This window comes from Streptomyces sp. W1SF4 (genome assembly GCF_003950035.1).
Classification (GTDB): Bacteria; Actinomycetota; Actinomycetes; order Streptomycetales; family Streptomycetaceae; genus Streptomyces; species Streptomyces racemochromogenes.
This window is the reverse complement of the sequence record NZ_CP034350.1, coordinates 1232960-1256094: the sequence shown is the minus strand read 5'-3', so window position 1 is coordinate 1256094 and position 23135 is coordinate 1232960. Positions and strand designations below refer to the sequence as shown.

Below are 23135 nucleotides of genomic sequence, written 5' to 3'. Positions count from 1 at the left end.
TAGCCTGGATGGTCGGTGCGGAACCAGAGGAGAGCAAGCGTGCGGGTCGGAGCGGTCGAGTGAAGTTCCTGCACACCTCCGACTGGCACCTCGGCCGGTCCTTCCACCGCGTGAACATGCTCGGAGCCCAGGCCGCCTTCGTCGACCACCTCGTCGAAGCCGTCCGGGAGCACGAGGTCGACGCCGTCCTCGTCGCCGGCGACGTCTACGACCGGGCCGTGCCCCCGCTGCCCGCCGTCGAGCTCTACGACCGGGCCCTGCACCGGCTCGCCGACCTCGGCGTCCCGACGGTGATGATCTCCGGGAACCACGACTCGGCCCGCCGCCTCGGTGTCGGCGCCGGCCTGATCGGCCGGGCCGGGATCCACCTCAGGACCGACCCCGCCGGCTGCGCCGACCCCGTCGTGCTGGCCGACGTACACGGTGACGTGGCCTTCTACGGGCTGCCCTACCTCGAACCGGCACTGGTCAAGGACACCTTCGCCGCCGAGAAGGTCAGCCACGAGGCCGTGCTCGGCGCCGCCATGGACCGGATCCGGGCCGACCTGGCCGGCCGCGCCCCCGGCACCCGCTCCGTGGTCCTCGCCCACGCCTTCGTCACCGGCGGGCAGGCCAGCGACAGCGAACGCGACATCGCCGTCGGCGGCGTCGAGGCCGTACCCGCCTCCGTCTTCGACGGCGTCGACTACGCCGCCCTCGGCCACCTCCACGGCTGCCAGACGATCAACGAACGGGTCCGCTACTCCGGTTCCCCGCTCGCCTACTCCTTCTCCGAGGCGGCCCACCGCAAGACCATGTGGCTGATCGACCTCGGCCCGGCCGGGGAGATCACCGCCGAGCGGATCGACACCCCCGTGCCCCGCCCCCTCGCCCGGCTGCGCGGACGGCTGGAGGACCTCCTGGAGGACCCCGCGCACACCGCGTACGAGGACGCCTGGATCGAGGCCACCCTCACCGACCCCGCCCGCCCCGAGGACCCCATGGCCCGCCTCGCCGGCCGCTTCCCGCACACCCTCAGCCTCGCCTTCGACCCCGAAGGCCGCGAGGAGGACGGCACGGCCTCCTACGCCCAGCGCCTCAAGGGCCGCAGCGACCAGGAGATCGCCGAGGACTTCGTCGCCCACGTACGCGGCGGCGGCAGCGCCGACGAGGCCGAGCGGGCCGTGCTGCGCGGCGCCTTCGAGGCCGTACGGGCCGAGGACGTCCGCCAGGAGGCCGGCCGATGAGGCTGCACCGGCTCCACATCACCGCCTTCGGGCCCTTCGCCGAACCCCAGACCATCGACTTCGACGCCCTCTCCGGCGCCGGGATCTTCCTGCTGCACGGCCCCACCGGAGCCGGTAAGACCTCCGTCCTCGACGCCGTCTGCTACGCCCTCTACGGATCCGTCCCCGGCTCCCGCCAGGCCCCCGGCACCACCCTGCGCAGCGACCACGCCGCCCCCGACACCCCCACCGAGGTCACCCTCGAGCTCACCGCGGGCGGCCGCCGCCTGGAGATCACCCGGCGCCCCGAACAGGACCGCCCCAAGAAGCGCGGCACCGGCACCACCAAGGACAAGGCCCAGTCCTGGCTCCGCGAGCACACCGGCGACGGCTGGACCGCGCTCAGCCGCTCCCACCAGGAGATCGGCGAGGAGGTCGAACAGCTCCTCGGCATGAGCCGGGAGCAGTTCTGCCAGGTCGTCCTGCTCCCCCAGGGGGAGTTCGCGCAGTTCCTGCGGGCCGGCGCCGAAGCCCGCGGCCGGCTCCTCGGCCGGCTCTTCGACACCCGCCGCTTCGCCGCCGTCGAGACCCTGCTCGCCGAACGGCGCCGCGCCGCCGAGGCCAAGGTCCGGGCCGGCGACGAGAAGGTCCTCGCCGCCGCCCAGCGGCTCGCCCAGGCCGCCGGACACTGCGCCGACCTGCGGGCCTGGCCGCTGCCCGGCCACCAGCCCGGCGACCCCGGCCTCGCCGAGGCCGTCCGCGCCTGGGCCGCCGTCGCCCGGTGCTCCGCCCGGGAGCGGCTCACCGTCGCCGAGTACGCGCTCGCCGCCGTCGAGGGACGCCACGCCGCGGCCCGCCGCGACGCCGAGGAGGCGCGGGAACTCGCCCGGCTCCAGCACCGCCACGCCGAGACCGCCCGCCGGGCGGAGCTGCTGGCACAGGCCGCCCCGGAGCGCGAGCGGGTACGGGCCCTGCTGGACAGGGCCCGCCGGGGCGCCCTCGTGGCCCCCGCCCTGGAACTGCGCGGGGCCGCGGCCGCCGCACACCTCACCGCCGCGCACGCCGAGACCCTGGCCCGCGCGGAGCTGCCCCCCGCCCTGGCCGGAGCCGGCACCGAACAGCTCGCCGCCGTCGAGCAGCGCCTGCGCGAGGACCTCGGCGCGGCCGGCGCCGCCCAGCGCGCCGAACAGCGCAGCGCCGAGATCGGCCGGGAGCGGGCCACGCTGGAGCGGGAGTCCCGGGACGCCGACGAGCGCCACCAGGAGTCCGCCGAGTGGCTCGCCCGCTGGGAGGCCACCCGGGCCGCCCTCCAGGAGCAGGTCGACTGCGCGCAGCAGGCCCTCACCCTCGCCGAGCAGCTCGCGGGGCGGCTGGAGCCCGCCCGGATGCAGCTCACCGCCGCCCGGCGGCGCGACACCCTCGCCGCCGACGCCGAAGCCGCCGCGGGCGAACTGCTGCGGGCGCGCGAGGAGTCGTCCGCCGCCCGGGAGAGCTGGCTGGAGCTGAAGGAGGCCCGGCTGCGCGGCATCGCCGCCGAGCTGGCCGCCGCGCTGACCCCCGGGGAGCCCTGCACGGTGTGCGGGTCCGCCGAGCACCCCGCCCCGGCCCGCCCCGCCCCAGGGCACGTCGACCGCGCCGCCGAGGACGCCGCCCACGCCCGCTTCGAGCAGGCCGAGGAGCGCAGGGCCGCCGTCGAGCGCCGGCTCGCCGCCGTCCGGGAGGCCGAGGCCGAGGCCGCCTCCGCCGCCGGGGACGCCACCACCGCCGAACTCCTCGACCTCACCGCCGAGCTGAGTGCCCGCCACGCCGCCGCCCACGCGGACGCCGCCGCGCTCCACACCGCCCGCGAACGGCTCGCCCGCGCCGAACGGGAGCACCAGGCGCGCAGCTCCGAGCGGCTCGACGCCGAGCGCCGGGCCGCCGCCCGGGCCTCCCGGCGCGAGGCCCTCGACGAGGAGCAGGCCTCCCTCGAAGCCGAACTGGTCCTCGTCCGCGCCGACTCGCCCAGCGTCGCCGCCCGCGCCCGCACCCTGGAGGACCGGATCCGGATGGTCACCACGGCCGCCGCCGCGCTGCGCCGGGCCGAGACCACCGCCGCCCGGCTGAAGGAGGCCGACGACCAGCTCGCCGCCGCCGCCTACAAGGCCGGGTTCGACACCACCGAGCAGGCCGCCGACGCCGTGCTCCCCGAGTACGAGCGCACCGCCCTCCAGCACCGCCTCGACGCCTGGCAGGCCGAGGAGGCGATGCTGGCCGACCGGCACGCCGAGCGGGACACCACCGCCGCGGCAGCCCTGCCCCCCGCCGATCCGGCCGCCGCCGCGGCCGCCGAGGAGCGGGCCGCCGCACGGCTGCGCTCCGCCGCCTCGGCCGTGGACGCCGCCCGGGTGCGGTGCGCCGAGCTGGACCGGCTCTCGCGCCAGGCGGAGCAGGAGCTGCGCGCCCTGGGCCCGCTGCGCGAGGCGTACGAGCGGGTGGCCCGGCTGGCCGGGCTCACCGCGGGCACCTCCGCCGACAACGAGCGCAAGATGCGCCTGGAGGCGTACGTGCTGGCGGCGCGGCTGGAGCAGGTCGCCGCCGCCGCGACCGTACGGCTGCTGCGGATGTCCGGCGGCCGCTACACCCTCGTCCACTCCGACGCCCGGTCCGGCGGACGCGGCCGCTCCGGCCTCGGGCTGCACGTGCTGGACGCGTGGACCGGCAGCGAGCGGGACACCGCCACCCTCTCGGGCGGCGAGACCTTCTTCGCCTCCCTCGCCCTCGCCCTGGGCCTGGCCGACGTGGTCACCGACGAGGCCGGCGGCATGCGCCTGGACACCCTCTTCATCGACGAGGGCTTCGGCAGCCTCGACGACCAGGCGCTGGACGAGGTGCTCGACGTACTGGACTCGCTGCGCGAGCGGGACCGCAGCGTCGGCATCGTCAGCCATGTCGGCGACCTGCGCACCCGGGTCCAGGCGCAGCTGGAGATCGTCAAGCAGCGCGGCGGCTCCGTGGTGCGCCACCGCACGGCGGGCATCACGGACTGAGCGGGCGACGGGCGAGCGGGGAGGAGTACACGACGCTGGTGGTCACCGGGCCCAGCCCGGCGATCCGGCCCGTGACCTCCTCCAGGTGGGCCATCGAACGGGCGGCCACCTTGAGGACGAAGCAGTCGTCCCCGGTGACGTGGTGGGCCTCCAGGATCTCGGAGGTGGCCTCCAGGAAGTCGTGGAACGGCTTGTAGTTGCCGTGCGGATAGCGCAGCCGCACCAGGGCCAGGATCGCCTTGCCCAGCTTCTCGTGGTCCACCACCGCCGTGTAGCCGGTGATGATCCCGGCCTCCTCCAGGCGGCGGACCCGCTCGGTGACGGCGCTCGCGGACATCGAGACGGTGCGGGCGAGTTCGGTGAAGCTGGCGCGGCCGTCCTGCTGGAGCGCCGCGAGGATCCGCCAGTCGGTGGCGTCGGGGGAATAACCGGTCATGCGGGAGGTCTAGCAGGGGAATCCCCGGAGGTTCAAGGGAAAGCCCGGGGAAATCCACTTCTCGCCTTGATCGACTGCTCGTAGATTCTGAGCCATGACGACGACGCAGAACCAGACCAGCACCCCCGCCACCGTCAACCCCGTGCTCCGGGTCCCCCCGGCGAGCCCGGCCGCCGCGGCCGCCTACTTCGCCGCCAGCCTGGCCTTCCACGCCGACGTGTCGGACGTCGCCGCCGCGTTCAAGGCCCACCGCGAGCAGGGCGCCGACCTCGGCTTCCAGCTGATCGACTCGCGCTCCACGCCGTCCTGGGACCAGGCCCACGTGCCCGGCGCCATCCACCTGCCCACCGCGCTGATCCCCGAGCAGGCCGAGAAGCTCCTGGACAAGGACGTCCCCGTGGTGACCTACTGCTGGGGCCCCGGCTGCAACGGCGGCACCCGCTCCGCCCTCGCCCTGGCCGAACTGGGCTTCCAGGTCAAGGAGATGCTCGGCGGCATCGAGTACTGGATCCGCGAGGGCTTCGAGGTCGAGACCTGGCAGGGTACCCAGCAGCGCACCGAGGCCGACCCGCTGACCGCGCCCACCGACTCGGACGACTGCGGCTGCTGAACCCGCGCGACGGCCCGGGGCCGCCCGCCCCCCCCACGGGGGAGCGGGCGGCCCTGCGTCATGCGGTCAGAGCCGCGACAGCTCGTCCAGCAGGTCGTCCAGGCCCAGCGACCCCTGCGACAGTGCCGCCATGTGCCACTTCTTCAGGTCGAAGGAGTCACCGTGCGCGGCACGGGCGTTCTCCCGCCCCAGCAGCCAGGCGCGCTCGCCCAGCTTGTACCCGATGGCCTGGCCGGGCATCGACAGGTAGCGGGTCAGCTCGCTCTCCACGAAGTCCGCCGGGCGGCCGCTGTGCAGACCGAAGAACTCCTGCGCCAGGCCGACGGTCCAGCGCTCGCCCGGGTGGAACGGCGAGTCGGCCGGGATCTCCAGGCCCAGGTGCATGCCGATGTCCACGATCACGCGCGTGGCGCGCATCATCTGGCAGTCCAGGTAACCCAGCCGCTGCTCGGCGTCCTTGAGGTAGCCGAGCTCGTCCATCAGGCGCTCCGCGTACAGCGCCCAGCCCTCGGCGTTGGCGCTGACGAGCCCCACGGTCGCCTGGTAGCGGGAGAGCTGGTCGGCGACGTGCGTCCACTGGGCGAGCTGCAGGTGGTGGCCCGGAACGCCCTCGTGGTACCAGGTGGAGACCAGGTCGTACACCGGGAAGCGGGTCTGGCCCATCGTCGGCAGCCAGGTGCGGCCCGGCCGGGAGAAGTCCTCGGAGGGGTTGGTGTAGTACGGGGCCGCGGCGCCGCCGGGCGGCGCGATCATCGACTCGACCCGCTTGACCCGCTCGGCGAGTTCGAAGTGGGTGCCGTCGAGGTTCTCGATGGCCTCGTCCATCAGCCCCTGCAGCCACGCGCGGACCTCGTCGACGCCCTCGATGTGGGTGCCGTGCTCGTCCAGGTGGCGCAGCGCGTCCCACGGGTTCGGCTCGCCGGGCAGGATCTTGGCCGCCTCGGCCTTCATCTCCGCGAGCAGCCGGTGGTACTCGGCCCAGCCGTAGGCGTACGCCTCGTCCAGGTCCAGGTCCGTGCCGTTGAAGTAGCGCGACCAGCGGGCGTAGCGCTCGCGGCCCACCGGGTCGGGCGCGTCGGCGACGGCCGGGGCGTACACGTCGCGCATCCAGTCGCGCAGTTCGGCTACGGCGGCCGTCGCGGCGGCCGCCGCCCCGTCCAGTTCCGCGCGCAGGGACTCGGGCCCGGCGGAGGCGAACTCGCCGAAGAAGTCGCGGGAGCCGTCGCCGTCCTGGCCGGCCCAGGTGGTGAGCTGCTCGACGAAGGTGGCGGCGGGGCGCGGGCTGCCGAGCAGTCCGCGTTCCAGGCCGAGGGCGAGGCTCTCGCGGTAGCCGGCGAAGCAGGCCGGTACGGCGCGCAGCCGCTCGGCGATCGCGGACCACTCCTCCTCCGTGTCGGCGGGGGTGAGCGTGAACACCTCGCGGACGGAGTGCGCGGGGGAGTGGATGTTGCTGACGGCCCGCAGGTCCTCGTCGGCCTCGTGCACCGCGAGTTCGGCGTTCAGCCGCTCGCGCAGCAGCCGGGCGCAGCGGCGCTCGGCGTCCGTGCCGGCACCGGGCAGGCGCTCGGCGGCGTCCAGCCGGGCGAGGGTGGTGCGCAGCAGTTCGCCGACCGCGGCGCGGCCGGCGGGGGAGTAGTCGGGCAGTCGGCCGGAGCTGGCGGCCACGCCGAGGTAGGTGCCCTGGATCGGGTCGAGTGCGATGAGGTCGTCGACGTAGGCGTCGGCGACCTGGCGGGGCAGACGCGCTGCGCTGTCGGTCTGGAGGGTGTCTGGCATGCGCACATCTTCTTACGCGGGGGGTGACTTCGTCATCACCATGGCCGCTCAGCCTCCTGACGGGCGGGCTGAGCGGCCGGCGGTGCGGGGCCCGCGGTCAGCGCCCGGGGTGCTGCCGGTTCCCGTACGGGGCCTGCGCGCGGGGCAGTTCGTACGGCAGGCGCGAGACGACCGGGGTCGCGTCGAGGCGGGCGGTGATCACCAGGGTGCCCTCCTCGATCTGGTAGTCGAGGGGCAGGCCGAGGCCGCGCATGGCCGCGACCATCCCGGTGTTGGAGGCCTGCGTGACGGCGTACACGCTGTCGCACCCGGCCTCGACGGCCATGGCGATGAGCCGGCGCAGCAGCTGCGAACCGATGCCGCGGCGCTGCCAGTCGTCCTCGATGAGCAGGGCCACCTCGGTCTCGTCGCCGTCCCACAGCAGGTGGCCGAGGGCGACGAGCCTGCCGGAGGCGGTGGTGGCGGTGAGGGTGCGGCCGAAGCGGGGGCTGAGCAGGTGGCCGAGGTAGCGGTCGGCGTCGGCGACCGGGCCGTGGTAGCGCAGGCCCAGGGTGCGCTCGCTGCACCGCTCGTGCATGGCGCGGGCGGCCGCCAGGTCGGAGCCGTCGGCACGGCGCACGGTGATCTCGTTGCCCTCGGGCAGCGTCAGCACGTCCTGGCTCCGCGGCATCCGGTGCCCGAGGCGCGCGTCGAGCTCGACGAGGGCGCGGGCGCGGGCGAACTCCGTCGGGGTGAAGGGCAGGTGGGGCCGCTCGACGGTGATCGCACCGCCCGAGGGGTCGCGCAGCCGCATCACCGTGGACTCCAGGACGCCCTCGACGGGGGCGTCGGCGCCCGTGTTGGGGCGGCCGGAGAGGGTGGTGGCGGGGATCGACTGGATGGTGCAGCGGCCGAGCAGCTGGCGCAGCGCGAGCGGGAGTTCGGCGGCGTCCAGGGCGGTGCGGGTGGCCAGGCCCAGGACCCGGGTGGGGGCGTCCACCAGGTCATGGGCGTCGGCGCGCTCGATCCAGGTGCTGCGGCCGCCGGCCTGGGCGACGGCGCGGGTCAGGTCGGCGGCCGCCAGTTCGCGCGGGCTGCGCAGCAGGAACTCGTCGACCGTGCCGCCCTCGGGGAGGGGGTGCGTCTGCAGGGTCAGGATGTCGACGCCCTCGCGGGCGAGCGCGGTGCACAGCGCGGCGAGGCTGCCGGGCTCGTCGCGCACGGTCGTCCGCATCCGCCAGAGGGCCGGGTTGGCGGGCGCGGTCCCCGCGGCGGGGGTGACGGTATCGGAGGGGGCCTTCGCCGGCGGGGGCGGCGCATGGCTGTGCCGGCGTGCCCACCAGGTGTGGAAGGCCGCGGTGACCAGGAGCGCGACGGCCGAGGCGACCAGCAGGACGGGGCCGTCCGGGCCGTGCGCGACGAGGTTGGCGATGCCGTCGGCGACCGCGACGGCGCAGAACAGGGCGGCGAGTTCGACGAGGTCCCGGCGCCAGTGGTGGCGGTGGGGGCGCTGGGCGGCGGAGGCGGGGTTACGGTCAGTCATGCACCCCACTCTGGCTCAGCGGTGTTGCGTGATCACGAACGATCTGTGACCGACTGGTTAAGCGTCGATCTGGTCGGTTTCGCCTGGTTTTCCAGTGGATTTCCCCTGGCGACCGGCCGGTGGGCGACTGGGCCCCGACTGGGCCCGACTCAGGCCCGGACCGGGCCCCGACGAGTCGCCGGGAGCCGCCGGCCGGTCACCGGGTGGTGGTCACGACTGTCCGACGCGGCCCGGCTGGAGGACCCGGGTGAAGAGTACGCCGCCCCCCTGGCGGCGCAACCGGACGGTCAGCTCCCCGCTGCCGCCGTCGATCTCGACCTCGCCGTAGTACGGGGGGTTCTCCGCCGGGGACATGTTGGCGACCGGCGCCGACTGGACGAACTCCGTCTTGGGGCCGAAGGTCGCGTCGAGCCGCCCCGCGGGGAAGCCGCCGGCGCCGATCGGCCCGGACACGAACTCCCAGAACGGCGCGAAGTCGCAGAAGGCCGCGCGCTCGGGCGCGTAGTGGTTGGCGGCGGTGTAGTGGACGTCGGCGGTCAGCCAGAGGGTGCCCGTGATGTGCTGGTGCTTGATGTGCCGCAGGAGTTCGGCGATCTGGAGCTCGCGCCCCAGCGGCGCCCCCGGGTCCGACTGGGCCACCGCCTCGAAGTCCGCCGCGCCGTCGGGGACGACGATGCCGAGCGGCATGTCCGCGGCGATCACCTTCCAGGTGGCGCGGGAGCGGGAGAGCTCCCGCTTGAGCCAGGCCAGCTGTTCGGCGCCGAGGATGCCGACCCGGTCCTCGCTCTGGCGGCCGGGGGAGTTGGCGTTGCGGTACGTACGCATGTCCAGCACGAACACGTCCAGCAGCGGGCCGTGCCGCAGCACCCGGTACATCCGCCCCTCGGTGCGCCCGCCGCGCAGGTCCGTGACCGGGAAGTACTCGCCGAAGGCCTGGCGGGCGCGGGCGGCGAGGGTGTCGACGTCCTTGACGGTGTAGCGGGGGTCGTCGAGCAGCTGCCCGGGGTACCAGTTGTTGCGCACCTCGTGGTCGTCCCACTGGGCGACCACGGGGACCTGGGCGTAGAAGTCGCGCAGGTTGCGGTCCAGCAGGTTGTACCGGAAGTTCCCGCGGAACTCGTCCAGCGTCTCCGCGACCTTGGACTTCTCCTCCGTGGTCACGTTGTGCCAGACGCGCCCGTCGGGCAGCGGCACGGCGGCCTTGATCGGCCCGTCCGCGTAGATCGTGTCCCCGCTGAAGAGGAAGAAGTCGGGGTCGCGCAGCCGCATCTCGTCGAAGACGCGGTAACCGCCCAGCTCCGGGTTGATGCCCCAGCCCTGGCCCGCCAGGTCCCCGGACCACAGGAAGCGCACGTCGTGGCTGCGGGAGACGGGAGTGGTGCGGAAGCTGCCGTGCACCGGATCGCCGGAGCGGCGGGGGTCGTCGGGGTCGGTGAGCACGACCCGGTAGTGGACGCGCCGGCCGGGCGGCAGGTCCCGCAGGGTCGTGGTGCCGGTGTGGTCGGTGGCGGGGCCGAGGAAGGGGCCGCCGTGGCGGCGGACGCCGTAGCGGAACGACTCGCTCGGGGAGGTCTCCACGTACATCCGGGCGGGACGGTCGGAACGGGTCCAGACGGCGGCCGAGTGGGAGGTGACCTCGCCCGACTGGGTGCCCCACAGCGCCGCCGGGCGGCCGGAGCGGACGAAGGCGGCGGCCCGTCGGGGCGAGGCCAGGGCGGGCGAGGCCAGCGCGGTGGACAGGGCCAGGCCCAGCGGGACGGCGAGGGAACCGCCGAGCAGGGTCCGGCGGGTGTGCGGCATCGGTGCCATGGCTTGCGTCTCCAGGGGCCGGCGGGGGCGGGCCGGACCAGTGTGCCCTCGCACACGGGACCGACCGCGTCGCCCGCGCGAACCGTGGGTGAACAGCCGTCAGCCGGTGGTGTGCGGCACGCCCTCGCCCCTGTCGTCCCGCCGCGACGCCCGGGCCGTGTCCAGGACGACGCGCGCCACCAGTGCCGGGTCGTCGTTCATCGGCACGTGGCCGCAGCCCGGGAGCCGGACCAGCCGCGCCCCGGGGACGGTGTGCTTGGCCCGCACGCCCTGGCGGCGCGGCAGCAGCCGGTCCCGGGTGCCCCAGGCGATCGTGACGGGGATGCCGGGCACGTCGTGGGTGAAGCGTACGGAGCCGCCCGCCGCCAGGGTCTCCTCGAAGCCGGTGGCCCCGCGCAGGGCGAGGGTCTCGGCCACCACGGCCTCCGGGGCGCGGTGGGCGGGGCGGGCGTAGATGCTGCCGGTGAGGGCGGCGCGGCCCGGTCCGCTGCGCGAGAGCCGGTCCACGGCCGGCAGGGGCAGCGCCCTGGCCCCGGCGCGCATGGCGCGCAGCGCCGTGAACGCGTAGCGCCGCTCGGGCTCCGACCAGAACCCGGCGGGGGAGAGGGCGGTGACCGAGCGGGCGAGACCGGTGCGCCCCATGTCCAGGGCGAGCAGCCCGCCCAGGGAGTTGCCCGCGACGTGCGGGCGCTCGACGCCGAGCGCCGCGCAGAGCGCGCCGAGGGCCGGGGTGATGGTGGCGAGGTCGTACGGGACGCCTGCGGGCAGGGGGCCGGAGGCGCCGAAGCCGGGCAGGTCGACGGCGATGACGTCGTGGTCGGCGGCCAGGACCTGGGTCACCGGATGCCAGGCCTGGAGGTGGTGGCCGATGCCGTGCAGCAGGAGAAGCGGTTCGCCGGCGCCCTTGCGCTCGTAGGCGACGGTGGCGGTGCGGGGGCCCAGCGGCGAATCGATCGTGAACGAGACCGTGGCGGTCATGCTGCTCCTCGTCGGGTGGACGCGTATGAGACAGGCCGTCAGTAACGACTGCGTCCATGATTACCGCCGAGTAGCGTCCGGCTACAAGCCTTTGCGAAGTCCGCGCGACGTGCGGGTGCCGAGCGAGAACATCCTGTGAACGGGTTGCTGCATATGTCCGATCTGCCCGGCAAAGCGGCGAGGATTGGTCTTGACCAAGGGGGTGTGCCGTCCTATCGTCGCGGATAGTGCAGGAACCTTTAATAAACAAGGGCGCGGAACTGCGGCGCGAAAACGCCGCTGGAACACGGCGTCGCCGGCCACGGTGACAGCGGTGACCGCAGGAGGAGTCAGGGTGGGGACGACGCAGCTCGAATCGGTGCCGGAGCCGAAGTACTGGCACCTGAAGACCGTGCTCAGCGACGCGCTGGACCAGGACTTCGCGGTCGGCGAGGTCCTGCCGAACGAGCGCGAGCTCGCCGCGCGCTTCGGAGTCGCCCGCGCCACCCTGCGCCAAGCCCTGGAACAGCTCGAACTCGAAGGCCGCCTGCAGCGCCGCCGCGGCGTCGGCACCACCGTGGCCCCGCCGCGCGTGGGCGTCGCCGTCGCCAGCGCGCAGCAGGGCTGGCCCGGCGAGGGCGCCGACGGCTGGGAGGCCGTCGACGCGGTCGAGGCCGTCCCCGCCACCGCCGTCCTCGGGGTCCTCGGGACCGCCGCCGACGAGCCCGTGCACACCGTGCGCCGGACCCGCGTCACGCAGGGCCAGGCCGTCGCCGCCGAGCTGCTGTACGTGCCCGCCGCCTCCGTGCCCGGGCTCTCCGCCATCGACGCCCCCGCCGGCCCCGCCCGGGCCCGCGCCGTCATGCGCGAACTCCAGCGGCTCCCGCTGGAGGGGCAGGACCGCTCGGTCGAGCTCGGCTCCGCCCGGGCCGACGACGCCAAGGAGCTGGACCGGCTGCCCGGCGCGCCCGTGCTCCTGGTGACCACCCGCTACTTCACCGCCGCCGGCACCGCCGCCGTCTCGGTGGCCACGTACCGCGCCGACACCTGCCGCCTCACCTTCGGCGACTCGGGCGTGGAGATCACCGAGACCCGCGCCGCCTCCTGACCGACCCGCACACGGACCCCGGGAGCCCCGCGGCCCCGGGGTCTTCCGTACCCGGACGTCCCGCCCGCCAGGTCAGCGGCGGGCCGTGACCGTCCGCTCCACCGCGAAGAGCTCTTCCTCCACGTGGTCCAGGGCCAGGCGCAGCGCGCCCGTCGCCACGGCGGCCTCGCCGAGCATGGACAGCGCCACCCGCGGCGGGCGCAGGCAGTACCGCTCCAGCTCCCGGCGCAGGGGCTCCAGGACCCCGTCCAGTCCTGCCGCCCAGCCGCCCACGACCACCAGCTCCGGGTCCATCGCCAGCACCAGCGCCGCCACGTCGTGCACCAGCCGCTGGAGGAACCGGTCCACCGCCGCCACGGCCCGCTCGTCGCCCCGCCTGGCCATCGCGAACACCTCGGCGACCGCCGGCTCGTCCAGGGGGTGCAGGGGCTCGCCCGTCGTCGACAGCAGCCGCTCCGGGGTGGCCTCCCGGCCCAGCAGGTGCAGCGCGCCGATCTCGCCCGCCGCCCCGCCGAAGCCCCGGTGCAGCCGGCCGCCGATCAGCGAACCGGCACCCGGGCTGAGGCCGGCCATCACGAACACCATGTCGTCGATGTCGCGCGCCGCGCCCTTCCAGTGCTCGGCGAGCGCCGCCGCGTTGGCGTCGTTCTCCACCTGGACCGGGCAGCGGAAGGAGCGCCGCAGCCGCTCGCCGAGCGGCAGTCCCGTCCAGCCCGGCAGCGCCGTGCCCAGGCGGACCGTCCCGTCCGCCTCGACGATGCCGGGGCTGCCGACACCGACCGCGCGCAGCGAGTCGCGGGGGATCCCGGCCCGGCGCAGCAGATCGGCGACCGCCGTCCTGACGCGCTCCAGGCGCTCATCGGCCGAAGCGGTCTCCGAGACGTCCTTGGTGCCGGCCCCGATGACCCGGCCGTCGAGCCCGGACAGCAGCACCGCGATCCGGTGCGAGCCGATCTCGATGCCGAGCAGGTGCCCCGCCTCGGCGCGGAAACGGAACCTCCTCGCCGGCCGGCCCTGGCGGCGGGCGCCTTCCTCGGCGACCGCCTCGACCACCAGGCCGGTGCCGATCAGCCCCTCCACGACCCCCTCGACGGTCGGCCGGGAGAGCCCGGTCACCCGTGTGAGGTCGGTCAGGGTGGGCGATCCGGCCGCCCGCAGCGCGCGAAGCACCACGGCCGAATTGATGCGCCGGAGCAGAGAGGGATCCCCGCCGGTCAGCTGCCCCAACGTGTGTCCTCCCAGCTAACGACCTTGTCACGCGGATCGTACTGCGCACCCGGCACGGCGGCGAGAAGCGGCCCCCCACCTGCGGGAACCGGCTCCCGTCTCAGGCCGGCGAGACGAAGCCCGACTCGTACGCCGCGATCACCGCCTGGGTCCGGTCGCGCGCCCCCAGCTTGCCCAGGACCGCGCTCACATGGGACTTCACGGTCTCCGTCCCGACGATCAGCTCCCGCGCGATCTCCACGTTGGTCAGCCCCCGGGCCATGAGCCGCAGCACCGCCTCCTCCCGCTCCGTCAGCGCGGCCCGCTCCAGGACCGCACGGGCCTCCCGGTTCCCGTACTCGGCGGCGAGGGCCCGTACGGCCGCGGGGAAGAGCAGGGTCTCGCCCTCGGCCACGAGCCGTACCGCGTGCACGATCTCCGAGGGGCGGGCCCGCTTCAGCAGGAAGCCGTCGGCTCCGGCGCGCAGCGCCTGGTAGACGTACTCGTCGTTCTCGAAGGTGGTGACCACGAGGATCTTCGGCGGGGAGTCCACCGACCGCAGGACCGCCCTGGTCGCCTCGATCCCGTCGAGCAGCGGCATCCGTACGTCCATCGCCACCACGTCCGGCCGCAACTGCCGCACCAGGGGGATGACCGACGCCCCGTCGGCGGCCTCGCCCACCACCTCGATGTCGGGCTGGGCCTCCAGGACGGCGCGCAGACCCGCGCGCACCAGGGGCTCGTCGTCGACGAGCAGTACGGTAACCGGCATCCGGTCAGGGTATTCGCTCCAGCGGAAGCCTCGCGCGCACCCGCCAACCCCCCTCGTGGAGCCCGGTTTCGGCCTTGCCGCCGAGCAGCGCCGCCCGCTCCCTCATGCCCCGCAGACCGCTCCCGCCGCCCCTCGTGAAGGAGGGCCGCTCCGGCAGCGGGTTCGTCACCTCCAGCTCCAGCCGGCCCGCGGCCACGTCCACCCGTACCCGGACGGGAACGGGACCGCAGTGGCGCAGCACGTTGGTGAGCGCCTCCTGCAGGATCCGGTACCCCTCACGGGTGACCGGGCCGGGCAACTTCTCCAGCGGGCCCGTCAGTCGGGCGTCGACCTCCGCCCCCGAGGCACGGGCCGACTCCAGCAGCCGGTCCGCTTCCAACAGGGTCGGCCGCTGCGACGGCGGCTGCGCGGACTCCCGCAGCACCAGCAGGACCCGCTCCAGATCCTCCAGCGCGGCTCGGCCGGTCTCCTCGATCGCGCTCAGCGCACGGTCGGTGAACTCGGGGTCTGCCGCCGCCCGTGCGGCACCCGCCTGGATCACCGCCACCGTCAGGGCGTGCCCGATGGAGTCGTGCAGCTCGCGCGCGATCCGGGTGCGCTCCAGCAGCTGCTCCGTCCGGGCCTCCAGCGCGGTCAGCCGCTCGGCGGCCGACGGCCCCAGCAGGCGCCGGGCGATGGTGGTGATCAGCTCGCCGAGCAGGACCACGATCACGAGGAGCAGGAGGAGCGGCACCGGCACGAGGAGGGCCGCCGCCCAGCGCGGTGGCGTGAACGGCACGGCGAGGTCCGCGCTGAGCGGGTGCCCGAGGGCGATCGTGGTCAGCTCGATCGCCTGGACCGGCAGCCACACCGTGGCGAACATCGCCGCGCCGGCGACGACGAGGCGTATCTCCAGCCACAGCACCGTCCGCCACCGGTCCGCCCAACGCGCCGACGCGGCACTGCCGATGAGGCCGTCCTCACCGACCCGGTCCTGCGGGGTGAGCAGGAACTGCGCCTGGAGCCCCTCGGCCAGCCGCACCCACGGCACGAAGCCGAACGGTATGACGATGAGCAGGGGCATCCACGGGGCGCGCGGGTTGATGAACATCCACAGCGCGAGCAGCAGCACCGGGACGCACAGGTGCAGCCAGCGCGAGTACATCACCGGCCGGAACGGGGCACGGAGCATTCGGATCATGTCCCCATCGTGGCAGCGGACGGGCCGGTGCCGTCTCCCCCACGTGGGGGAGACGGCACCCTCGCACGGGGGAGGAAGGGGCACGGGCCGGACGGCGAATCTTGAGCCATGAACCGCATCGAGATCCGCGAACTGACCAAGGACCACGGCACCCGACGGGTCGTGGACCACCTCACCTTCGACGTCCTGCCGGGCAGGGTCACCGGCTTCCTGGGGCCCAACGGGGCCGGCAAGTCGACCACCATGCGCCTGATCCTCGGCCTGGACCGGCCCACCGCCGGCAGCGCCGCCATCGCCGGGCGCCGGTTCACCGACCTGCGGACCCCGCTGCGTGAAGTCGGCGCCCTGCTCGACCCGCAGGCGCCGCACGCCGGGCGCAGGGCCCGGGACCACCTCCTCGCCCTCGCCGTCAGCAACGGCATCCCGGCCGCCCGGGTGGACGAGGTCCTCGAACAGGCCGGCATCGCGGCGGTCGCCCGCCACCGCATCGGCACCTTCTCACTCGGCATGCGCCAGCGCCTGGGCATAGCCGCCGCGCTGCTGGGCGACCCGGCCGTCCTGCTGCTGGACGAGCCGACCAACGGCCTCGACCCGGAAGGGATCATCTGGATCCGCGAGTTGATGCGAAGCCTCGCCGCCGAAGGACGCACGGTCTTCGTCTCCAGCCACCTGATGGCCGAGTCCGCCTCGTTCGTCGACCACCTCGTCGTCCTCGGACAGGGCAGACTGCTCGCCGACACCTCGCTCCGCGACTTCATCGACGCCCGCAGCACACCCAGGGTGCGGCTGCGGACCGCCGACCCCGACCGGCTGGCCGCCGCCCTGGCCCGCGAGGGTCTGCGCATGGCCGCCGCCGAGGACGGGCGCTGGACCGTCGACGGCATACGGGCCGAACGGATCGGGGCCCTCGCCGCCCGGGAGGGCATCGCCGTGCTCGAACTCTCCGACGAGCGGGCCTCGCTGGAGCAGGCCTACCTCGACCTCACCGCCGACCGCACCCCCTTCTCCGCCACCGCCGCCTGAACCCGATGGGAGCCACCGCCGTGACCGCCGCAGCCCTGCCCACCGTCCCCGTCCTGCGCTCGGAATGGATCAAGATACGGTCCGCCCGCGCGGTCCTCGGATCGCTGGTGGCCGTCTTCGCCGCCACCGCGGGCGTCACCGTCCTCACCGCCGCCGCCATCGGCACCTCCGAGCCCGCAGCCATGGGCGAGGACCGCCTGCTCGCAGCCTTCTTCGGCATCAACTTCGGCCAGATAGCGGCCATCGCCTTCGGCGCGACCGCCTTCGCGGGCGAGTTCCGGGCCGGTGCCCTGCGGGTCTCGCTGACCGCCGTGCCCAACAGGACCCGGCTGTACCTGTCCAAGGCCGCCGCCGTGGCCGGACTCGCCTTCGTCGTCGGACAGGTCACCGGTCTCGTCACCTTCGTCGCCGGGCAGGCGTTCATGGGCGACGGCGCCCTGTCCCTCGGCGACCCCGGGACGGTCCGCGCCGTCTTCGGCAGCGGCGCCTACCTCACCCTGATCGCCCTGCTGTCGGCGGGCCTGACCGCCCTGGTGCGCAGCGGCACCCTGGTGATGAGCCTGCTCATACCCTTCCTCCTGATCGTGCCCTTCGTGGTGGGTCAGGTCGCGGGCGGGGCCATGCGGTTCATGCCGGACCGGGCCGGCCAGATGGTGATGAGGGCGCAGCCGGACGGGGCGCTGGGGCCCTGGAGCGGGCTCGCGGTGGCCGGGCTGTGGGCCCTCGCCGCCCTGGCGGCGGGCTGGCTGGCGGTGCGCAGGCGCGACGCGTGACGCCGGGCCAGTTGTCAGTGGCCCGACCGATACTGACGGCATGACCACGGCAGACCATCTCGACACGATCGACCGGCTGCGAACGCGGGAGTTCCCGTCCGGGCCGGCCGTGTCCGGTGAGCACAGCGCGGGCCCGGGGTACCACCTGGTCCAGCTCAGCCGGACCCGGGACTTCTGGGACGACGACGGATCCGGTTGGGAGGAGGCCGAGGACCAGATCAGCGCCGAGTACGCGGCGCTCGCCCAGGCGGCGACCGACCGGTGGGGGCCGCCTCAGGTGTTCGCCCTGGGATCGCTGCTGGAGCGGGGGTTCGACGGGGAGGAGATACCGGCGCCGTGGGACGAGCTGTGCAACATCACCGACCACGTGCACCTGTGGCGGGCCGGGGAGCGGTGGCTGGTGGTCTGCGTCGCCCAGTGGGACAAGGAGTTCCCCTTCATGCTGATGGCGGGGGTCACCGTCGTCGACCCGCCGTAGCCGGCGGCGGGATTCAGGGGCCGTCGGAGCTCGCGGCCCGACGCAGGCGGGCGTACTCCTCGGCCATCGACTCGGCGGTCCAGTGGGCGTTCAGGCCGCTCGGGTTGGGCAGGGCCCAGATGCGGGTGGCGCCGATGGTGCGCTCCTGGGGGCCGATCTGGGCCCTGCGCTCACCGAAGGCCGTCCGGTAGGCGGTGACGCCGACCACGGCGAGCCATTGGGGGCGCAGCCGTTCCACCTTGGCCGTCAGGATGCGGCCGCCCTCGCGGAACTCCTCGGCGCTCAGCTCGTCGGCGCGGGCGGTGGCCCGGGCGACGACGTTGGTGATGCCCAGGCGGTAGGACAGCAGCTCCCGCTGCTCCTCGGGGGCGAGCCTGCGGGGCGTGAAACCCGACAGGTGCAGGACCGGCCAGAAGCGGTTGCCGGGGCGGGCGAAGTGGTGGCCCGTCGCGGCGGAGAGGAGACCCGGATTGATCCCGCAGAACAGCACACGCAGACCGCCCGCGACCACGTCCGGGAGGACGCGGCCGCGGGCGGCTTCGAGCTCGTCGGGGGTCAGAGGATCGACCCGGGAGCGTAACCGGCGGCCTCCGGGTGCTCCTTGGCGATGGCCTCGATACGGGAGACCACGGCGGCGACCTGGTCACCCGCGGCGCCCGTGAAGGAGAGCTTGTCGGCCATCAGGGCGTCCAGCTGCGCGCGGTCCAGCGGCATCCGCTCGTCGGCCGCCAGCTTGTCCAGGAGCTCGTTGCGCTCGGCGCCCTGCTCGCGCATGGCCAGGGCGGAGGCCACGGCGTGCTCCTTGATGACCTCGTGCGCGGCCTCGCGGCCCACACCGGCCCGCACCGCGCCCATCAGCACCTTGGTGGTGGCGAGGAAGGGCAGGTAGCGGTCCAGCTCGCGGGCCACGACGGCCGGGAAGGCGCCGAACTCGTCGAGGACCGTCAGGAAGGTCTCCAGCAGGCCGTCGAAGGCGAAGAACGCGTCGGGCAGGGCCACCCGGCGGACGACCGAGCAGGAGACGTCGCCCTCGTTCCACTGGTCGCCGGCCAGCTCGGCCGTCATCGAGGCGTAGCCGCGCAGGATGACCATGAGGCCGTTCACGCGCTCGCAGGAGCGGGTGTTCATCTTGTGCGGCATCGCGGAGGAGCCGACCTGGCCGGGCTTGAAGCCCTCGGTGACCAGCTCGTGGCCGGCCATCAGGCGGATCGTCTTCGCGATCGAGGAGGGGGCGGCGGCCAGCTGCACCAGGGCCGAGACCACGTCGTAGTCCAGCGAGCGCGGGTAGACCTGGCCGACCGAGGTGAACGCCTGGGCGAAGCCGAGGTGGGCGGCGATCCGCTGCTCCAGGTCGGCCAGCTTGGAGGCGTCGCCGCCCAGCAGGTCCAGCATGTCCTGGGCGGTGCCCACCGGGCCCTTGATCCCGCGCAGCGGGTAGCGCTGGAGGAGGTTCTCCAGGCGGTCGTAGGCGACGAGCAGCTCGTCGGCGGCGGTCGCGAAGCGCTTGCCCAGCGTGGTCGCCTGAGCGGCCACGTTGTGGGAGCGGCCGGCCATGACCAGCTCGGCGTGCTCGCCGGCGAGCTTGCCGAGGCGGGCCAGCACGGCGACCGTACGGTCGCGCACCAGCTCCAGCGAGAGCCGGATCTGGAGCTGCTCGACGTTCTCGGTGAGGTCGCGGGAGGTCATGCCCTTGTGGACGTGCTCGTGACCGGCGAGGGCGTTGAACTCCTCGATGCGGGCCTTCACGTCGTGCCGGGTGACCTTCTCGCGCTCGGCGATGGAGGCGAGGTCGACGGTCTCCAGGACGCGCTCGTAGTCGGCGAGGGCGGCGTCGGGGACCTCGATGCCGAGGTCCTTCTGGGCACGCAGCACGGCGAGCCACAGCCGCCGCTCCAGCGTGACCTTGTACTCGGGGGACCACAGGACGGCGAGCTCCGCGGAGGCGTAGCGGCCGGCCAGGACATTGGGGATGCGGGGCTTGGCAGTCACGTGTAGGGATTCTACTTGGGCCGCGGCTGTGCGTTTGCGCAGGTAGGGGCAGCCCTCGGGATTGTGGGTTGCTACGAGAGCGGCGGGGTCCCGTACGGCAGCAGCTCCGGCCGCTTCGAGGGGCGGCCGTCACCCGAGGAGCGGCCCGTCAGCCTGCGCCCCACCCAGGGCAGCAGGTGCTGCCGGGCGAAACGCAGGTCCTCGGCCCGGCGCACGGGCCAGCCCGGCGCGGCCGCCGGGGGCAGTGGCGCCCGCCAGTCCTCCTCGGCGGGCAGCCCCAGAGTCTGCCAGACGGCCTCGGCGACCCTGCGGTGACCCTCCGGGGTCAGGTGCAGCCGGTCCACGTCCCACAGCCGCGGGTCCCCGAGCACGGGCGCCCCGTACAGGTCCACCAGCAGCGCCCCGTGGCGCCCGGCGAGTTCCTCGAGGATGCCGAAGAGCTCCTCCATGCGAGGCCGGAAGCGTTCCATCACCGGGCCGTTGCGGCCGGGCGAGCGCATCAGCACCAGGTGCTTGCACGACGGGGCGAGGAGCTCCACCGCACCCTCCAGGTGTGCCCGGACCCTGCCCATGTCCACCTTGGGGCGCAGCGCGTCGTTGAGCCCGCCCACCAGGGTCACCACGTCCGCGCCCATCGCGGCGGCGGCGGGGGCCTGGTCCTGGGCGATCTGGCCGATCAGCTTGCCGCGCACCGCCAGGTTCGCGTAGCGGAAGCCCGGCTCGCGCGCGGCGAGCCGGGCGGCCAGCAGGTCGGCCCAGCCCCGGTAGGAGCCGTCCGGCAGCAGGTCGGACATCCCCTCGGTGAAGGAGTCCCCGACCGCGACAAAACTGGTGTACGACGCATTCATCTCCATGGCGGAGCGATGCTACCGCGCGGTACGGCTCCCTTCCCAGGCCTCGGCCTAGGCCGAGGCGGGCCGGCCGAACAGCTCGCGCAGCACGTCCTCCATCGTCACCAGGCCCGCGAGCGCCCCGTCCGCCCCGAGGACCGCCGCCAGGTGCGTACGGCTGCGCCGCATGGCGGTGAGCACGTCGTCCAGCGGGGTGTCCGCCCGGACCTGAGCGATCGGGCGCAGCGCGGAACGCGGGAACGGCTCGTCCCGTTCCAGCACGTCCAGGGCGTCCTTGACGTGCAGGTACCCCAGGATCCGCTGCCGGGCGTCGACCACCGGGAAGCGGGAGTACCCCGACTCGGCGGACAGGGCCTCCAGCGCGGCCGCGGTGATGCCGAGCCGGGCCGTGACGACCCGGTCCACGGGCAGCACCACGTCCGTGACGGGGCGCCGGCCAAGTTCCAGGGCGTCGTGCAGCCGCTCGCTCGCCCGGTCGTCGATGAGCCCCGCGTCACTGGAGTCCTTGACCATCCGGGCCAGCTCGTCGTCCGAGAACGTCGCCGCGACCTCGTCCTTCACGTCCACCCGCAGCAGCCGCAGCAGGGCGTTGGCGAAGGCGTTCACCGCGAAGATCACCGGCTTGAGCCCCCGGGCCAGGGCGACCAGCGGCGGCCCCAGTGCCAGCGCGGTGCGCACCGGCTCGGCCAGGGCCACGTTCTTCGGGACCATCTCGCCGAACAGCATGTGCAGGTAGGTGGCCAGCGCCAGGGCGATCACGAAGGAGATCGCGTGCGTCACTCCGGACGGCACCCCGACCGCGTCGAGCAGCGGGCTCAGCAGGTGCGCGATGGCCGGCTCGGCCACCACGCCGAGCACCAGGGTGCACAGGGTGATGCCGAGCTGCGCGGCCGCCATCAGGGCCGACACGTGCTCCAGGCCCCACAGCACCGCGCGGGCCCGGCGGTCGCCCTGCTCCGCGTACGGCTCGATCTGGCTGCGCCGGACCGAGATCAGCGCGAACTCCGCGCCGACGAAGAAGGCGTTGACGACCAGGGTCGCCAGGCCGATCAGCAGCTGGATCGCGGTCATCGGGTCTCCTCCGCGGTCTCGTCGCCGACGGGTCCGGCCGGCTCGTGCAGCAGGACGCGGGCGGCCCGGCGTCCGCTGGCGTCGACCACGTCCAGGCGCCAGCCGTCCAGCTCCAGGCGGTCGCCGACGGCCGGGATCCGGCCCAGTTCGGTGGCTATCAGCCCGGCCAGGGTCTCGTAGGGCCCCTCGGGCGCCCGCAGGCCGATCCGCCGCAGCTGGTCGGTGCGCGCCGCACCGTCGGCCGAGTACAGGGTGCGGCCCGCCTCGTCCGTACCGGCCGGGGCCAGGTCGGGGGTCTCGTGCGGGTCGTGCTCGTCGCGCACCTCGCCGACGACCTCCTCGACGATGTCCTCCAGCGTGGCCACACCGGCCGTGCCGCCGTACTCGTCGATCACCACGGCCATCGTCTGCCTGCCCGACAGCCGGTCCAGGAGCCGGTCCACGGTCAGGGACTCCGGCACCAGGAGCGGCTCGCGCAGCAGCCGGGAGACCGGGTGGCGGTGCCGCTCGGCGGCGGGCAGGGCCAGTACGTCCTTGATGTGGACGATGCCGACCACGGTGTCGAGGCTGCCCCGGTAGACGGGGAAGCGCGACAGTCCGGTGGCCATGGTCGCGTTGGCCACGTCCTCGGCGGTGGTGTGCACGTCGAGGGCGGTGACCTGGACGCGCGGGGTCATCACGTTCTCCGCGATCAGGTCGGCGAGGTTCAGGGTCCGCACGAACAGCTCGGCGGTGTCCTTCTCCAGCGCGCCGGCCTTGGCGGAGTGCCGGGCCAGCGCCACCAGCTCCTGCGGGCTGCGGGCGGAGGCCAGCTCCTCGGCGGGCTCCATGCCCATGCGCCGGACCATGTGGTTGGCGGTGGTGTTCAGGTGGCTGATCAGCGGCCTGAACGTGCGCGAGAAGACCCGCTGCATGGTCGCCACGCGCTTGGCGATGGCCAGCGGAGAGGAGATCGCCCAGTTCTTGGGGACCAGTTCGCCGACGACCATCAGGACCACCGTCGACAGGACGGTGCCGAGGACCAGGGCGGTGGAGGACGCGGCGCCGGCCGACAGGCCCAGGTCCTCGAACGGGCCCGTGAGCAGGGCGGCGATCGAGGGCTTGGAGATCATGCCGATGACCAGGCCGGTCACGGTGATGCCGAGCTGCGCTCCGGAGAGCTGGAAGGTGAGGCTGCGGACCGCGGCCAGCGCGCTGTCCGCTCCGCGCTCGCCGCGCTCGACGGCCCGTTCGAGCTCACTGCGCTCGACGGTCGTCAGCGAGAACTCGGCGGCGACGAACACTCCACAGGCAAGGCAGAGCAGCAGCGCCACGATGAGCAGGAGTACCTCGGTCATCGG

General features: G+C 74.3%; 20 protein-coding genes. 7 read left to right on the top strand and 13 right to left on the bottom strand.

What is annotated here, in order from left to right:
- The first annotated feature begins 59 nt into the window (after nt 1-59).
- Both D1J60_RS05915 and D1J60_RS05910 read left to right on the top strand, forming a co-directional pair.
- Nucleotides 60-1226: an exonuclease SbcCD subunit D gene (locus D1J60_RS05915; RefSeq protein WP_125820407.1), complete on the top strand. Its 1167-nt coding sequence runs from the start codon at nt 60-62 to the stop codon at nt 1224-1226.
- The gene (locus tag D1J60_RS05910; RefSeq protein WP_125820406.1) at nt 1223-4234 is read left to right on the top strand and encodes an SMC family ATPase; all 3012 of its coding nucleotides are present in this window, start codon (nt 1223-1225) and stop codon (nt 4232-4234) included. The genes D1J60_RS05915 and D1J60_RS05910 overlap by 4 nt, the downstream gene beginning before the upstream one ends.
- Here D1J60_RS05910 and D1J60_RS05905 read toward each other — a convergent pair.
- Nucleotides 4224-4670: an Lrp/AsnC family transcriptional regulator gene (locus tag D1J60_RS05905; RefSeq protein ID WP_007262840.1), complete on the bottom strand. Its 447-nt coding sequence runs from the start codon at nt 4668-4670 to the stop codon at nt 4224-4226. The two genes, D1J60_RS05910 and D1J60_RS05905, sit on opposite strands and share 11 nt — an antisense overlap.
- A gap of 94 nt (nt 4671-4764) precedes the next feature.
- Between D1J60_RS05905 and D1J60_RS05900 the strand changes: the two genes are divergently transcribed.
- Complete coding sequence (locus D1J60_RS05900) at nt 4765-5280, top strand: rhodanese-like domain-containing protein (protein ID WP_125596774.1); 516 nt, start codon at nt 4765-4767, stop codon at nt 5278-5280.
- Nucleotides 5281-5346: 66 nt separating this feature from the next.
- Here the strand turns inward: D1J60_RS05900 and D1J60_RS05895 are convergent, their stop codons facing one another.
- The 4 genes from D1J60_RS05895 to D1J60_RS05880 all read right to left on the bottom strand — a co-directional run bounded on the left by D1J60_RS05895 (nt 5347) and on the right by D1J60_RS05880 (nt 11365).
- Nucleotides 5347-7056, bottom strand: a complete 1710-nt coding sequence (locus D1J60_RS05895) for a DUF885 domain-containing protein (RefSeq protein ID WP_125820405.1) — start codon at nt 7054-7056, stop codon at nt 5347-5349.
- Between the two features lie 97 nt (nt 7057-7153).
- Nucleotides 7154-8578: a GNAT family N-acetyltransferase gene (locus D1J60_RS05890; RefSeq protein WP_125820404.1), complete on the bottom strand. Its 1425-nt coding sequence runs from the start codon at nt 8576-8578 to the stop codon at nt 7154-7156.
- 210 nt (nt 8579-8788) lie between these two features.
- Nucleotides 8789-10378, bottom strand: a complete 1590-nt coding sequence (locus D1J60_RS05885; protein ID WP_125823891.1) for an alkaline phosphatase D family protein — start codon at nt 10376-10378, stop codon at nt 8789-8791.
- Nucleotides 10379-10486: 108 nt separating this feature from the next.
- Nucleotides 10487-11365, bottom strand: a complete 879-nt coding sequence (locus D1J60_RS05880) for an alpha/beta fold hydrolase (protein ID WP_125820403.1) — start codon at nt 11363-11365, stop codon at nt 10487-10489.
- 334 nt (nt 11366-11699) lie between these two features.
- Between D1J60_RS05880 and D1J60_RS05875 the strand changes: the two genes are divergently transcribed.
- A complete protein-coding gene (locus D1J60_RS05875; protein ID WP_125820402.1) occupies nt 11700-12452 on the top strand; it encodes a GntR family transcriptional regulator in 753 nt (250 codons plus the stop codon).
- Nucleotides 12453-12524: 72 nt separating this feature from the next.
- On the opposite strand, the gene D1J60_RS05870 is transcribed toward D1J60_RS05875, so the two are convergent.
- The 3 genes from D1J60_RS05870 to D1J60_RS05860 all read right to left on the bottom strand — a co-directional run bounded on the left by D1J60_RS05870 (nt 12525) and on the right by D1J60_RS05860 (nt 15610).
- The gene (locus tag D1J60_RS05870; protein ID WP_125596761.1) at nt 12525-13679 is read right to left on the bottom strand and encodes an ROK family transcriptional regulator; all 1155 of its coding nucleotides are present in this window, start codon (nt 13677-13679) and stop codon (nt 12525-12527) included.
- Between the two features lie 100 nt (nt 13680-13779).
- On the bottom strand, nt 13780-14430 hold the full coding sequence (locus D1J60_RS05865; RefSeq protein ID WP_125596758.1) for a response regulator transcription factor: 651 nt from the start codon (nt 14428-14430) through the stop codon (nt 13780-13782).
- Between the two features lie 4 nt (nt 14431-14434).
- Nucleotides 14435-15610, bottom strand: coding sequence for a histidine kinase (locus D1J60_RS05860; protein ID WP_125820401.1), 1176 nt, complete (start codon nt 15608-15610; stop codon nt 14435-14437).
- A gap of 108 nt (nt 15611-15718) precedes the next feature.
- Between D1J60_RS05860 and D1J60_RS05855 the strand changes: the two genes are divergently transcribed.
- Genes D1J60_RS05855 through D1J60_RS05845 form a run of 3 tightly spaced genes read left to right on the top strand, consistent with a single transcriptional unit; the run spans nt 15719 to nt 17884 of the window.
- Entirely contained in the window at nt 15719-16633 is a 915-nt protein-coding gene (locus D1J60_RS05855; RefSeq protein WP_125820400.1) for an ATP-binding cassette domain-containing protein, read from the top strand.
- Nucleotides 16634-16653: 20 nt separating this feature from the next.
- Nucleotides 16654-17406, top strand: coding sequence for an ABC transporter permease (locus D1J60_RS05850; RefSeq protein WP_241253166.1), 753 nt, complete (start codon nt 16654-16656; stop codon nt 17404-17406).
- 40 nt (nt 17407-17446) lie between these two features.
- Nucleotides 17447-17884, top strand: coding sequence for a hypothetical protein (locus D1J60_RS05845; RefSeq protein WP_125820398.1), 438 nt, complete (start codon nt 17447-17449; stop codon nt 17882-17884).
- Nucleotides 17885-17897: 13 nt separating this feature from the next.
- On the opposite strand, the gene mug is transcribed toward D1J60_RS05845, so the two are convergent.
- From mug to D1J60_RS05820, 5 genes are all read right to left on the bottom strand, one after another.
- The gene (mug, locus tag D1J60_RS05840; RefSeq protein WP_125596743.1) at nt 17898-18443 is read right to left on the bottom strand and encodes a G/U mismatch-specific DNA glycosylase; all 546 of its coding nucleotides are present in this window, start codon (nt 18441-18443) and stop codon (nt 17898-17900) included.
- Nucleotides 18440-19873 (bottom strand): adenylosuccinate lyase, encoded by a 1434-nt coding sequence (gene purB / locus D1J60_RS05835; protein ID WP_007262806.1) that lies wholly within the window; start codon nt 19871-19873, stop codon nt 18440-18442. Before purB ends, mug begins: the two co-directional genes overlap by 4 nt.
- 71 nt (nt 19874-19944) lie before the next feature.
- Nucleotides 19945-20727: an SGNH/GDSL hydrolase family protein gene (locus tag D1J60_RS05830; RefSeq protein WP_125820397.1), complete on the bottom strand. Its 783-nt coding sequence runs from the start codon at nt 20725-20727 to the stop codon at nt 19945-19947.
- 48 nt (nt 20728-20775) lie between these two features.
- Nucleotides 20776-21795, bottom strand: a complete 1020-nt coding sequence (locus D1J60_RS05825) for a hemolysin family protein (protein WP_125820396.1) — start codon at nt 21793-21795, stop codon at nt 20776-20778.
- On the bottom strand, nt 21792-23132 hold the full coding sequence (locus D1J60_RS05820) for a hemolysin family protein (protein ID WP_125820395.1): 1341 nt from the start codon (nt 23130-23132) through the stop codon (nt 21792-21794). Before D1J60_RS05820 ends, D1J60_RS05825 begins: the two co-directional genes overlap by 4 nt.
- Nucleotides 23133-23135: the final 3 nt, after the last annotated feature.